Origin of the sequence: Mesorhizobium sp. M7A.F.Ca.CA.004.12.1.1 (assembly GCF_003997835.1) — a bacterium.
Lineage (GTDB): Bacteria > Pseudomonadota > Alphaproteobacteria > Rhizobiales > Rhizobiaceae > Mesorhizobium.
This window is the reverse complement of record NZ_RZRK01000067.1, coordinates 1-13,180: the sequence shown is the minus strand read 5'-3', so window position 1 is coordinate 13,180 and position 13,180 is coordinate 1. Positions and strand designations below refer to the sequence as shown.

Here is a 13,180-nt window from a genome sequence, read left to right as displayed (position 1 = left end):
TAGATATTTTTGGCCAAAGCCGCCGAACTAATTGCGTGAAAGCGCGATGGACCCAAATTAATGATGTCGTGACGCAGAGGGGAGTGATGCCAGTGGCTGTGCCGTCGCACCGGCGTGAAGGGCTTGACGCGAGTACCAGCGTGGCGGTTCGCCTGGCCGATTTCGTGTTGCGGCGGCCGGCGGCCGTATTCCCTCTCCCTGTCCTGGAACAGGCGCGATATCTCCTGCTCGACACGCTCGGAATAGCCATTGCGGCTAGCCCGATGGAAGCCGGCCGGATCGCCCGCGACACCGCCGCCCTTCTCTACGGCTCCGCCGATCCTCCGCATTCGGCGCGCATGCTTTTCGACGGCCGCCGCGCCAGCATCGCCGGGGCCGCTTATGCGGCCGCAACGCAGATCGACAATCTCGATGGCCATGACGGTTACAGCCCGACCAAGGGCCATATCGGCGTCGCCGTCGTTCCGGCGCTGGCAGCGCTGGCGGAGGCGCTCCCCGACCTCAGCGGGCCGGAAGCGCTGGCATCGCTTGTCGTCGGCTACGAAGTCGCCGGCCGGGCCGGCATCGCGCTGCATGCGACGGTGTCGGACTACCACACGTCAGGCGCATGGAATGCCGTGGGCGTGGCCGCGCTCGCGGCAAGATTGCGGCGGCTCGGCGAAAAGCAATTCCGGGAGGCGCTAGGCATTGCCGAATATCATGGCCCGCGCAGCCAGATGATGCGCGAGATCGCTACGCCGACGATGCTGCACGACGGCTCGGGTATCGGCGCGCTGACCGGCCTGTCCGCTGCCGTGCTGGCCGAGCGCGGCTTCACCGGCGCGCCGGCGATCACGGTCGAGGCGCCCGAAATCGCCGCTCATTGGCAGGATCTCGGCGCCTTCTGGCAGGTGCTGCATCAATATGTGAAGCCCTACCCGATCTGCCGCTGGGCGCATGCGGCCATCGACGCAACGCGTGGCCTCGTCCTGGCGCATAACCTGACCCCGTCGGAGATCAGCCATGTCGAGGTCAACAGCTTCCACTACGCCGTGACACTGTTCGACGGGGTGCCGGACACGACCTCGAAGGCGCAATACAGCCTGCGCTTCGCCGTCGCGACCTTCATCATGCATGGCCGCATCGGTCTGGAGCACATTTCCGGCAACGGGCTTGAGGATGCCGCCGTCGCCGAACTGCTGAGCCGCATCACGGTCCGGGAATCGGAGCGCCACAGCGTCCGCTTCCCCTCGGGGCGCTGGGCCGACGTGGCGATCACGACCACGGACGGGCGCGTGCTTGCTTCCGGCGACGTCCACGCGCGCGGCGGACCCGAGGCGCCGCTGACACTGGCTGAGATCGAGGCCAAGTATATGGAGTTCGCGACGCCGGTGCTCGGACAGGGCCGTGCCAGCGCGATCCGCGACGCGGTCCTTTCGCTTGCCGATCAGGACAGCCGCTTCTCCGATCTTTCGGTATTGCTCTACGATCCGCCCCTCGTCAGCATGACCCTCCAACGGCCAGCGTGGTAGCCTGAAATGCCGCTCAGGCTTCTGAAATACGGTCTCAGCAGGGACTATCCGGTCAGCGGCGACATTCCGGCAACACCGGACCTCAAGCCATCCTACGATGTGGTGATTGTCGGCGGCGGCGGGCATGGATTGGCGTGCGCGCATCATCTTTCGAAATATCACGGCATAAGCAGCGTCGCGGTGATCGAGAAGGGCTACCTCGCGGGCGGCAACACGGCGCGCAACACGACCACGATCCGCTCGAACTACATCACACCGGAAGGCATCGCCTTCTACAAGGAAGCGGTCGAGCTGTTCGAGGGCCTGTCGCAGGAACTCGACTTCAACGTCATGTTCTCGCAGCGCGGCCAGCTGACGCTGGCGCACACGGAAGCGACCCTGCGCAGCTTTCATGCGCGCGCCGAGATGGGCAAGCATCTGGGCACGCGCACCGAAGTCGTCGACCAGAAAGCGGTCGAAGAGCTCGCACCGTCCCTCAACATGGACTATGGCGGCACGCTTGAGATCCTTGGCGGGCTCTGGCATGCCGATGGCGGAACCGCGCGGCATGATGCGGTTGCCTGGGGCTATGCCGCGCAGGCGTCGCGGCGCGGCGTCGAGATACACCAGCGGACCGAAGTGGAAGGTTTCGAGGTCGTCGGCGACCGGGTCCAGGCCGTCAAGACCAACCGCGGCCGCATTGCCTGCGGCCAGGTGCTGATCGCGACCGGCGGGATGAATTACGACGTGGCGCTGATGGCCGGCGTCGAACTTCCCATCCGCTGCTATCCGCTGCAGGCGATGGTGACGCAGCCGCTGAAGCCCTGGCTGGATACGCTGGTTTCCTCCGTCTCGCTGCACACCTACCTGGTGCAGTCCTCGCGCGGCGAGGTCGTCATCGGCGGCGGCTCCGATCCCTACCAGCTCTACTCGACGCGCTCGACGCTCGACATGAAGGAACACCTCGCCGAGGGCGCCGTGCATCTCTTCCCGTTCCTGCAGGGCGTGCGGCTGCTGAGGCAATGGGCCGGGATTACCGACATGACGCCCGACTACAGCCCGATCATGGGTGCCAGTCCACTCGAAAATCTTTGGCTCGATTGCGGTTGGGGGACGTGGGGGTTCAAGGCAACACCGGTCGCCGGCAAACGCATGGCGGAGACGATCGCCAGGGGCCGCGTGCCCGACATATTGAAGCCGTTCGCGCTGGAACGTTTCGAGACGTTCCGGCTGCTCAACGAAATGGGCGCTACGGCGGCCAGTCACTGACCATGAAACGCCGCTGACCATGAAGATCCTGACCTGCCCGATGAACGGCCAGCGCAATATAGACGAGTTCCAGTCGTTCGGGCCCGTCCGCGCCGAGCTGGATCCGGACCGGGCCGCCGATGCCGACTGGTCGCGACACCTGTTCCGCGCCGAAAATCGCAAGGGCGTCGTGGTCGAGTGGTGGCGGCACGTGCCCAGCAATTACTTCTTCCTGGCCGAGCGCGACCTCGTCACCAACGAGATCATCCGCACCTTCGATGCTTCCGAACACCGAGCTCAACCATGAACCGGCTGGCTGAGCCCTGGGGCAGCAGGATCGACCGAAGCCGCCCCATCCGCTTCACATTCGAAGGCAAGAACTTCGAGGGCTATGCCGGTGACAGCATCGCCAGCGCGCTCGCTGCCTCCGGACAATGGGTGCTGTCGCGGTCCTTCAAATATCATCGGCCGCGCGGCATCCTTTCGATGACCGGGGCGGATGCCAACACGCTGGTGCAACTGCCGTTCGAGCCGAACGTCGCCGCAGACCGCACGCCGATCAGCGAGGGGTTGCGGATCAGCGCGCAGAACGTCAACGGCACGCTCGAGCGCGACCGCGACGCGATCATCGACAGGCTGGGACGGTTTATGCCGGTCGGCTTCTACTACCGCACCTTCATGGGGCCGCGCCGCGACAGCTGGCAGAAATTCTGGGAGCCGATGATCCGCCGCAAGGCCGGACTGGGCGTGGTCGACACCACCGCTCCGCGCCGGCATTTCGACAAGACGCACCTGCACTGCGACATTCTCGTGGTCGGCGCCGGTCCGGCAGGACTGAACGCCGCCATCGCTGCCGCCGAGGCGGGCGCGGATGTCGTGCTCTGCGACGAGAACCCGGAGATCGGCGGGTCGCTGACCTATGGCCGGCATGATCCGGCCATGCTTGCCGACCTGTCCTCCCGGCTGCGGGCCCTGCCAAATCTGCGCCTGCTGACCGGGACCGTCTGCAACGGATGGTACGAGGACAACTGGCTGCCGCTGATCCAGGGCGACCGGCTCTATCGCACCCGCGCCCGCGCCGTGATCCTGGCCACCGGCTCGATCGAACAGCCCGCCATCTTCCGCAACAACGACCTGCCGGGAATCATGTTCGGCGGCGCTGTGCAGCGGCTGATCCGCCATTACGGCGTGCGCCCCGGACAAAAGGCCGTGGTGCTGGCCACCGGCGACGAAGGCTATTGTGTCGCGCTCGATCTGGTCGAAGCCGGCGTCTCGGTGATGCAAGTCGTTGATCCGAGATCCAGCGGCGAGACGGGCGCCTTCGAAGCCGAATTGCACGGCAAGGGCGTGGCCATCCGGAAGGCCGCGGCGATCGAAGCCGCCGAGGGGACAGCGGGAAATCGTCACCTTGCGCGGGTTCGCATCGGCGGGCACTGGATCGAGTGCGACCTGCTGGCTGTCTCGGCTGGCAAGGTGCCTGCCTGGCAGCTGCCTTGCCAGGCCGGCGCCAAGGTCGGCTACGACGCCACCACCGGATCAATGACGCTCAGCCTGCCGAAAGCACCGGTCCACCTTGCCGGCTCTGTCGCTGGAGACAGCGATCTGCAGGACGCGATTGCCGGCGGGCATCGCGCGGCCGTGGCCGCACGTTTGGGGCTCGGCCACGCTGTTGCAGAGGACAAAATATTCACCAGGCCGATGGCCACCAGCCCGGTCCATGTGCTGCCGATCGTCGCCGATCGGAAGGGCCGCGACTTCGTCGATTTCGACGAAGATCTGCAGGTCAAGGATCTGCAAAACGCGGTCAAGGAGGGTTATCGCGAGATCGAGCTGGTCAAACGCTTCAGCACCGTCGGCATGGGCCCGAGCCAGGGTCGCCATTCCGCGCTCGCAACAGCCAGGATCGTTGCCGAGGCGACCAACCGCGCGGTCGCCGAAGTCGGCATCACCACTGCCCGCCCGCCGGTCGGACCGGAGACGCTTGGCGTGCTTGCCGGCGACCACGAACCCCTTGAGCGGCGCACCGCACTGCATGCCAGGCACCTGGCGCTCAACGCCGTGATGAAGCCGGTGGGCGCATGGTGGCGGCCGTATTTCTATGGCGATGCCGGCGCGGCCGAAAAGACGATCCGCGACGAGATCATGGCGGTGCGGCAAGGGGTCGGCCTGCTCGACGTCTCGACGCTCGGCAAGCTGGAGCTGCGCGGGCCGGATGCTGGCGAGTTCCTCGACCGCCTCTACACAATGGCGCATGCCAACCAGCCTGTCGGGCGTGTGCGCTATTGCCTGATGCTCAACGAGATGGGCTCGGTGGTCGACGATGGCGTCGCTTACCGGATGGCGGACGACCGGTTCTATGTGACCGCCACCACGGGTGCGGTGGCGCGCGTCTATGCCGACATGCTGTTCTGGAACGCGCAATGGCGCTTGCGAGTCGATGTCCTCAACCTCACCGGCGCGTTCTGCGGCCTGAACGTCACCGGACCGAAAGCGAGGGCCGTGCTTCAGGCGCTGGACAGCGACATCGATTTCGACCGCGAGGCTTTCCCCTATCTCAGCGGTCGCGAAGGCGTTGTCGCCGGCGTGCCGGTGCGCGTCATGCGGATTGGTTTCACCGGCGAGCTGAGCTACGAACTGCATTGTCCATCCAGCCTCGCGCCCGCCCTTTGGGACGCGGTGATGACTGCCGGCGAACCTTACGGCTTGAAGCCTTACGGTCTCGAAGCCTCGCGCGTCCTTCGCCTGGAGAAGGGGCACATTCTGATCGGCCAGGACACCGACGCGATCACGACGCCTGACGAGCTCGGCTTTGGCTGGGCGGTCTCGAATAAGAAGCCTTTCTTTATCGGCAAACGGTCGATTGAGATGCGCGCAAGGCTGGGACAGTCACGCAAGCTCGTGGGCCTGCGATTTCCGGCCGATGCCAAAGATATACCCGGCGACAGCTGCCTCGTGCTGCGCGGAAATGATCCTGTCGGTCAGATCACCTCAATCGGGTTCTCGCCGACACTCGGCTGTAGCATCGCGCTGGCCTTTGTCCATGTTGACGACTCCACGGAAGGCAGCCTGGTGACGGTGAAGTGCCGGAACGGCAATCTGGTCGACGCGCCCGTGGTTGCTCACGCCTTCTTCGATCCCGCCAATGCACGGCAGGAGATGTAGATGGCGCCAAGCGCGGTTTTCCCCTTCATGGCCGGCGGCGCGGCGCACGGCACCAAGCTGCCCATCGGCGCGGTAACGCTGAGCGACCTGACGGCCACTCCGCGCTTTGGCCTGAAAGGCGGCGGCGGCGCCGCCTGGCTCACGGCGCACGGCATCGCGCTGCCTGCAGTCAATCGCATCGGCGCGCATCACGGCATGCGGATCCTGCGCCTCGGCAACGAGGACATCCTGCTGCTGGCCGAAGGTGCGGCCGAGGCGCTGGCCGAACTCAAAGCCGCCTGGGCGAACGATGCCGGGGCGAAAGCCTATTCATCCTGGCGCGAGGAAGGCTGGGCGTGGATGCGCCTCTCTGGCCCGCACGCGCCGCAAGCGATGGAACGGCTATGCGCGCTTGATCTCCGGGCCGACCAATTCGGTGTCGAAGACATAACGCAAACACGCGTCGGTCACGTCGAGGCGGTCACGTTCCGCTCGCAAGCGGGTTTTGATGTAATGTTCGACGTCACAGCGTCGGCCTACTTCGCCAGGACGACAGCGGCAGCGGCCACGCAGTGCATAGAGTTGCCGACCGATACGGAAGGACACACATGACCCGCCCGCAAGGAACCATCGCACCGATCCTGACGCCGTTCGAAAACGATGGCCGCATCGCGCGCGATCTCTGGATCTCGCATGCCAAATGGGTGCTGGGCCAAGGCGCGCATTTCCTGTCGCCGTTCGGCACCACCGGCGAGGCGCTGTCGCTGTCCTTGCACGAGCGCATGCAGGCGCTGGAGTGGCTGATCGAGGCCGGCATTTCGCCGAGCCGGCTGATGCCCGGCACCGGCGTCACCGCGCTGCCCGAAACCGTCGAGCTGTCGGCGCATGCGGTCGGGCTGGGCTGCGCCGGGGTGATGGTCCTGCCGTCGTTCTTCTACACCGCTGCCGGCGACAACGGCCAGGCCCGCTACTACACCGAACTGATCGCGCGGGTGGCGAACCCGGCAATGAAGATGATCCTATACCACATCCCGCAGAATTCCGGCGTGCCGGTGAGCCCCGCCTTGACCGCACGGCTGAGCGAGGCGTTTCCCGACACCGTCGTGGCTTACAAGGACAGCGCCGGTGACTGGAACAACACGGCGGCAGTGATTGCTGCGGCGCCCGCGGTCGCGGTCTTCCCGAGCTCGGAAGCACAGCTGACCAAGGGGCTCGCCAATGGTGCCGCGGGCTGCATCTCGGCGACCGTCAACCTCAATGCCGCGGCCATCCGGGCCCTCTACGATCGAGCGATCGCCGGCGAGGACGTTGCCGAGGCGGATGCGGCGGTCAAGGCGTTCCGCAAGATCATCCAGGATGCCGGCCTCATCCCGGCAATGAAGGCCGTGCTGGCGGTGCGCTCCGGTGACCAGCGCTGGCTGACCCTGCGCGCGCCGCACGAGAACGCGACACTCGAAAGTGGTGAAAAACTGCTTGCCGCGCTCGGTCCTTCGGCCGACCACATTGGCCCGAGCTGAGCGGCCCCATGTCGGCTGATCCATCCGTCATCCTGCACACCGACCGGCCAGCCGCTGCGCTGGCCGTGCTCGAGGAGACGCATCCGGATCTGACCGTCCATTGTTGCGACAGCTATGCCGCCCTGCCCGAGCTGATCGGGCGCGTGGCAGCGGAAGTGGTTTATTCCGTTCGCTTCGACGGCACCCCTCGCTATCCGCGCCAGGCGCTTGTCGAAAGCCCGAGCGTGAAATGGGTCTCCGTCGGCGGCTCCGGCACCGATCATCTCGGCAGTTGGGACCCCGAGCGGCTCACTGTGACGAATGCGGCGGGCGTCGCCGCCGGCATGCTGGCGGAATATGCGCTCGGCGCCATGCTGTCCTTCTCGCTTGACCTGCGCGGCTTCGAGCGCCGCCGGCAGGCGCGGCAATGGGGCGGTGGCCGCGTCGAGCCGATCGAAGGCAAGACGGTCTTGATCATCGGCCTTGGCAAGACGGGCACAGCCGTCGCCAGTCGCGCACAGGCAATGGGCATCCGCACGCTCGGCATCCGCGCGCGCCCAAAAGCCATGGACGGCCTCGACGAGGTGCATGGACCGGACGCGCTGCCGACCCTGCTTGGACGCGCCGACTTCATCGTATGCTGCGTTCCGCTGCTGTCCAGCACGCGCGGTCTTCTCGGTGCGGCGGCCTTCGCCGCAATGAAGCCTTCCTCCGTGCTGATCGACATATCGCGCGGCGGCGTCGTCGACGAGGCAGCCCTGCTCGCTGCGCTCGATAACAAGCGGATCAAGGGCGCCGCGCTTGATGTCTTCGCGACCGAGCCGCTGCCGGCGGGCCATCCGCTATGGGGTTACGAGAGCGTTGCCATCACTCCGCATTGCGCGGCGGTCTACGACGGTTGGGATATCAAGTCGGTGCGCATGTTCGCCGACAATCTGAAGCGCTACCGCGGCGGCGCGCCGCTTGAAAATGTCGTCAGTCCGGAACGCGGTTACTGAAGCGAGAGGAAAGCAGTCTCATGACACAGGACAGGCGCGGCGGTGGCCGCAGGGGGAAATCCGGACGCAGCGGCGGGGGCATCGCGCAACTGCTCTGGGAGCAGGTGAAGAACCCCTATCCGCCCATGCAACTGCTCGACGAAGAGCGGATGGAGCGGCTGCACGACACATCGATGCGCATCCTGTCGGAACTCGGCATCCGTGTCATGAGCGATCGGGTGATGGACCTGTTCGCCGACGCGGGCGCCATCGTCGACCGCGAGGAAAAGACCATTCGCATCGACGAAAGCCTGGTGCGCGAGGCGCTGCGGACAGTCCCGTCATCCTTCACGTTGACCAGCCGCAATCCGGAAAAGCAGGTGCATCTCGGCGGCAATTCGCTGGTCTTCGGCCTGGTTGCCGGACCGCCCAATGTACATGACCGCATCAATGGCCGCCGCCAGGGGAATTTGCCCGACTATCAGAACTTCATCCGGCTGGCGCACCACTTCAACGCCATCCACATCATCGGCAACCAGGTTGTGGCGCCGATGGAGCTGCCGGCCAATTCGCGCCATCTCGACACCTACTACGCAAATTTGACGCTCAGCGACCTCTCCTTCCATTGCACGGCGATCGGCAGCGCCAGGGCAATGGATGGGATCAACATGATGGCAATCTCGCGCGGCATTTCCGTCGAGGAGATGCGCACCTCTCCTGGCGTGACGACCATCATATCGATCAACTCGCCGCGGCTGTTCGATGACGCCATGGCGGAGGGCCTGATCGCAATGGCCGAGCACGGCCAGCCTGTAACCGTTACTCCCTTCACCCTGATGGGAGCGATGACGCCGGTGACGCTCGCGGCGGCCCTTTGCCAGCAGAACGCCGAAGCTCTGTTCGGCGTGGTGCTGACGCAGCTCGTCAACCCCGGCACGCCCGTGATGTATGGCGCCTTCACCTCCAATGTCGACATGAAGTCGGGCGCGCCGGCCTTCGGCACGCCGGAGAACGCCAAGGCCAACATCATCGCTGGCCAGTTGGCACGCCGCTACAATCTTCCCTACCGCACCTCGAATGCGAATGCCTCGAACGTGGTTGATCTGCAGGCCGCCTATGAGACGGAAATGGCGACATGGGGCGCGGTGCTGGGTGGCGCCAACTTGGTCTACCACGCTGCGGGCTGGCTGGAGGGCGGCCTGACTGCGTCCTACGAAAAGCTCATTCTCGATGTGGAGATCCTGCAGAACATGATGGAGTTCCTGCGCCCGCTGCCGTTCCAGGAGGACGATCTCGGTTTCGAGGCGATCAAGTCGGTACCGGCCGGCGGTCATTTCTTCGGCGCCGAACACACGATGTCGCGCTACACGACCGCCTTCTACCAGCCGATGCTGTCCAACTGGCAGAACCACGGCGCCTGGGAGGAGGCCGGCGGCAAGGATGCGCTGGAGCGGGCGACGGAGCTCTGGCAACAGGCGCTGCACGACTACGAAGAGCCGGTAATGGACCCCGCGATCCGAGAGGAGCTCGACGCCTATGTCGCACGCCGCCGCGAGGAGATCGCCGCCGATCCCGAAGGTTAGGACCTTTTGCCCGATGCCCTATGATCTCGTCATCCGTCACGCGACGCTGATCGCCGGCGACGGATCGAAGCCTCTCGAGGCCGACATCGCCGTCACCGGCGACAGGATCGTCGCCATCGGTCAGCTGGACGATGCAACGGGCAGCGAGGAAATCGACGCCGCGGGTAAGGTGGTCGCACCTGGCTTTATCGACGTGCACACTCATGATGACGGCGCGCTTTTGGCGCCACGTGGCATGGACCCGAAGATCAGCCAGGGCGTGACGACGGTGATCGCCGGCAATTGCGGCGTCAGCCTGGCGCCGTTGCTTCTCAACACGACACCACCGCCGCCCTTCACGCTGGTCGGCGGCCGGGAGAGTTTCCGTTTCGATCGTTTTGCCGACTATGTCGCCGAGCTCAAACGGCGCGGCATCGCCACGAACGCGGCTCTATTGGTCGGCCACACCACTTTGCGCCAGCGCTGCATGCCGGTGACCGACCGTCCGGCCAACGAAGCGGAGACGGTGGCGATGCAGGAGGCGGTGGCCGAGGCGATGGCCGAGGGCGCCTTCGGGCTCAGCACCGGGCTCGACTATCCGCCGGCGGTCAACTCTTCGACCGAAGAGGTCAAGGCACTCGCCGCAACGGCGGCCGACCTCGGCGGCCCCTATGTCACCCATACCCGCAACTATTTCGAGACGATGGACGAGGCGATCGAGGAAGCGATCGACATTGCCGATCATGCCAGCGGCAAGCTGTTCATTTCGCACCATCAATGCACCGGCCGCGCCAATTTCGGCAAGAGCCGTCCGTCCTTGGAAAGAATCGATCAGGCGCGCAAAACGATGGACATCGGCATGGATGTCTATCCCTATGCCGCGAGCTCGACGGTGCTGCGACTGGAGCGCTGCGACACGGGTCTGAAGATCCTCGTCACATGGTCCGATCCGCATCCTGAAATGGCGAGGCGCGAGATCGCCGACATCGCGCGCGAATGGAACTGCAGTGAGCGCGAGGCGGGCCAGCGCCTGCTGCCGGCGGGCGCCGTCTACTTCCAGCTGGACGAGACGGATGTGCGCAACATCATCGCGCACCCGCGCACGATGATCGGCTCGGACGGCCTGCCGCACGATATCCATCCGCATCCGCGCCTATGGGGCACGTTTCCGCGCGTGCTCGGCCATTACGCCAGGGATGTCGGCCTGTTCAGCCTGCAGGAGGCGGTGTTCCGCATGACCGGCCTGCCCGCGCGTGAATTCGGCATCCAGCAACGCGGCCTGCTGGCCGAAGGCAATTTCGCCGACCTCGTCATCTTCGATCCGGCGACGATCATCGACACCGCCACTTTCGAGGAACCGCGCCGGCCCGCCGCCGGCATCGAGCATGTCTTCGTCAACGGCGTGTCCGTGTGGACTGACGGCAAGGCGACCGGATCGCTGCCGGGCACGGTACTCAAGCCCTCAGCTTCAAAGGTTGTCCGAGGCACATGCGGCTGCGGCGCCGATCACAAGGCCTCGTAGATCCGGTCCACCATCTCAAGCGTGTAGACGAACTCAACCGGCCGCGTGCAGCGCCAGCCGTCGAAAGGCTGGCCGGCAAGCGCCTTCAGCGCCTCGGGAAGGCGCAGGATGCCGCCGCCATAGAGCCGGTTGGCCATGTCGAGCATGCCGATGCGGTGCATGGCTTCGCTCATGCTGCCACAGGCCTCCTTGACCAGCCAGACCCTGAACCCCTGATAGACTGCGTCGAACACGCTCTCGGTCACGCAGCTGTCGGTCAGCACCCCGGTCACGATCAGGTTCTCGACCTTGAGGTCGGCAAGCCGTCTTGAAAGGTCGGTGCGGCGAAAGGCGCTCGGCCAGTGCTTGTGGATGACGATGTCGCCGGGCATCGCCGCCACCTCGGCGCAGATCGCGGCGCCATCGCTGCCGGCCACGGCGGAGCGGAATTCCTCGGTCAGGGTTTCCTCCTGCCTTACATAGCCGTCGCGTTCTTCCGGCTGCACCCAGGCTTGCGCATGGATGACGGGCACGCCTGCTGCGCGGGCGGCTTCGATCAGCGCGGCGGCATTGGCGAGCACCGCGTCATAGCCGATGACCGGCCAGGCGGCTCCGGGACGGTACTCGTTTTGCAGATCGATGACGAGCAAGGCGGTCGCGGCAAGGTTCATGGCTGTCCCGGGGGGTTGTCGAAGTGGGTGACGAATTGAAGAAGCAGGCGGATCGCCTGGTCGAGATCGGCGATTTCCATGGCTTCATGCGGGTTGTGGCTGCCATTCTCGTTGCGCACGAAGATCATGGCGGTCGCAATACCGGCGCCGGCAAAGCTTGCCGCATCATGCCCCGCTCCGCTCGGCACATGCGGCGCCGGAATTTGCAGTTCGGCGGCGGCGCGGTCCAGCCTCGCTATCAACGCCGGCGACATCGTCGTCGGCTCCCAGGTGAAGCGCGGTCCGGCCTCGAAGCTGACGCCGCGCTTCTTGCCTACTTCTGTGAAAAGCGCGTGCAGCCTTGCCTCGATCCGGTCCAGCACGGCGGCCTCGGCGCTACGCACATCGAGTGTGAAGCGAAGCTCGCCCAGGACGCGGCTGCCGCCGTGTTGCGCAGGATCGGACTGCACGCGGCCGAAGGTGATGGTGGCTTCATGGCCGTCGCGCTCGAGCGCGTCCCATTCCGCTTCAAGGCCGGCGACCAGATCGGCAAAGCCGAGCACGCTGTCATGCCGGGCGAAGCGCGGCTCGGCGCCGGAATGCGCGTAGGCGCCGAGGCAGGTCGCGTCGACATAGCGAAACCCGCCGGCGATCCCGGTGACGATGCCGACCGGCGCGCCGGATGCGACAAGGCGTGGTCCCTGCTCGATATGCACTTCGACGAAAGCCGCGATCCGTCCGGCATCGATGCCCGGCACGCCGCGCTGCACGGCATCAGGGTCGAAACCTTCCTCCAGCATATGGTCAGCCAGCGTGCGTCCGCTGTCCGACCGCTTCGCTTCCAGCGCTATCGGCTCCAGCAGGCCGACAGCTGCCTGGCTGCCGGGATAGGACAGCGGAAACCAGACCGCTTCCTCGGCGCGGGTCGCCAGCACGATCAGGTCGCGCGGCAATTGGATGCCTTGCCCGACCAGTTCGGCCATCACGGCCAGCCCTGCCACCACACCCGCGGCGCCGTCGAAATTGCCGCCATGCGGCACGCTGTCGAGATGCGAACCGAGAACGATCATCGGCAAATCCGGATTACGGCCCTTCAGCGTCAAATAGAGATTGCC

The 13,180-nt window shown here is 65.6% G+C and carries 11 protein-coding genes; 9 read left to right on the top strand and 2 right to left on the bottom strand.

Annotation, left to right across the window (positions count from 1 at the left end):
- Positions 1–140: 140 nt before the first annotated feature.
- Genes EN984_RS05840 through EN984_RS05800 form a run of 9 tightly spaced genes read left to right on the top strand, consistent with a single transcriptional unit; the run spans position 141 to position 11,436 of the window.
- Positions 141–1,511, top strand: a complete 1,371-nt coding sequence (locus EN984_RS05840; RefSeq protein WP_245465158.1) for an MmgE/PrpD family protein — start codon at positions 141–143, stop codon at positions 1,509–1,511.
- A 6-nt stretch (positions 1,512–1,517) separates the two neighbouring features.
- Complete coding sequence (locus EN984_RS05835) at positions 1,518–2,759, top strand: FAD-dependent oxidoreductase (protein ID WP_127267565.1); 1,242 nt, start codon at positions 1,518–1,520, stop codon at positions 2,757–2,759.
- Between the two features lie 19 nt (positions 2,760–2,778).
- Positions 2,779–3,045 (top strand): sarcosine oxidase subunit delta, encoded by a 267-nt coding sequence (locus EN984_RS05830; protein ID WP_127267566.1) that lies wholly within the window; start codon positions 2,779–2,781, stop codon positions 3,043–3,045.
- Positions 3,042–5,900, top strand: coding sequence for a 2Fe-2S iron-sulfur cluster-binding protein (locus EN984_RS05825; protein ID WP_127267567.1), 2,859 nt, complete (start codon positions 3,042–3,044; stop codon positions 5,898–5,900). Before EN984_RS05830 ends, EN984_RS05825 begins: the two co-directional genes overlap by 4 nt.
- A 27-nt stretch (positions 5,901–5,927) precedes the next feature.
- Positions 5,928–6,491 carry a hypothetical protein gene (locus EN984_RS05820; protein ID WP_164750909.1) on the top strand — a complete coding sequence of 188 codons (564 nt, stop codon included), beginning with the start codon at positions 5,928–5,930 and terminating at the stop codon, positions 6,489–6,491.
- Positions 6,488–7,396, top strand: coding sequence for a dihydrodipicolinate synthase family protein (locus EN984_RS05815; protein WP_127267569.1), 909 nt, complete (start codon positions 6,488–6,490; stop codon positions 7,394–7,396). The genes EN984_RS05820 and EN984_RS05815 overlap by 4 nt, the downstream gene beginning before the upstream one ends.
- 8 nt (positions 7,397–7,404) lie before the next feature.
- Complete coding sequence (locus EN984_RS05810) at positions 7,405–8,373, top strand: D-2-hydroxyacid dehydrogenase (RefSeq protein WP_127267570.1); 969 nt, start codon at positions 7,405–7,407, stop codon at positions 8,371–8,373.
- A gap of 20 nt (positions 8,374–8,393) precedes the next feature.
- Complete coding sequence (locus EN984_RS05805; RefSeq protein ID WP_127269654.1) at positions 8,394–9,935, top strand: trimethylamine methyltransferase family protein; 1,542 nt, start codon at positions 8,394–8,396, stop codon at positions 9,933–9,935.
- A gap of 13 nt (positions 9,936–9,948) precedes the next feature.
- On the top strand, positions 9,949–11,436 hold the full coding sequence (locus tag EN984_RS05800) for a D-aminoacylase (RefSeq protein ID WP_127269652.1): 1,488 nt from the start codon (positions 9,949–9,951) through the stop codon (positions 11,434–11,436).
- On the opposite strand, the gene EN984_RS05795 is transcribed toward EN984_RS05800, so the two are convergent.
- Positions 11,421–12,086, bottom strand: a complete 666-nt coding sequence (locus EN984_RS05795; protein ID WP_127269650.1) for an isochorismatase family cysteine hydrolase — start codon at positions 12,084–12,086, stop codon at positions 11,421–11,423. The genes EN984_RS05800 and EN984_RS05795 overlap by 16 nt on opposite strands.
- Positions 12,083–13,180 (bottom strand): Zn-dependent hydrolase (locus EN984_RS05790; protein WP_164765386.1); only part of this gene is annotated, 1,098 nt, incomplete at its 5' end. The genes EN984_RS05795 and EN984_RS05790, both read right to left, overlap by 4 nt.

Excerpts from the sequence above, each read along its gene's own strand:
- EN984_RS05835 (WP_127267565.1), top strand. The coding sequence starts at position 1,518 with ATGCCGCTCAGGCTTCTGAAATACGGTCTCAGCAGGGACTATCCGGTC.
- EN984_RS05830 (WP_127267566.1), top strand. The coding sequence starts at position 2,779 with ATGAAGATCCTGACCTGCCCGATGAACGGCCAGCGCAATATAGACGAG.
- EN984_RS05825 (WP_127267567.1), top strand. The coding sequence starts at position 3,042 with ATGAACCGGCTGGCTGAGCCCTGGGGCAGCAGGATCGACCGAAGCCGC.
- EN984_RS05820 (WP_164750909.1), top strand. The coding sequence starts at position 5,928 with ATGGCCGGCGGCGCGGCGCACGGCACCAAGCTGCCCATCGGCGCGGTA.
- EN984_RS05815 (WP_127267569.1), top strand. The coding sequence starts at position 6,488 with ATGACCCGCCCGCAAGGAACCATCGCACCGATCCTGACGCCGTTCGAA.
- EN984_RS05810 (WP_127267570.1), top strand. The coding sequence starts at position 7,405 with ATGTCGGCTGATCCATCCGTCATCCTGCACACCGACCGGCCAGCCGCT.
- EN984_RS05805 (WP_127269654.1), top strand. The coding sequence starts at position 8,394 with ATGACACAGGACAGGCGCGGCGGTGGCCGCAGGGGGAAATCCGGACGC.
- EN984_RS05800 (WP_127269652.1), top strand. The coding sequence starts at position 9,949 with ATGCCCTATGATCTCGTCATCCGTCACGCGACGCTGATCGCCGGCGAC.
- EN984_RS05795 (WP_127269650.1), bottom strand. The coding sequence starts at position 12,086 with ATGAACCTTGCCGCGACCGCCTTGCTCGTCATCGATCTGCAAAACGAG.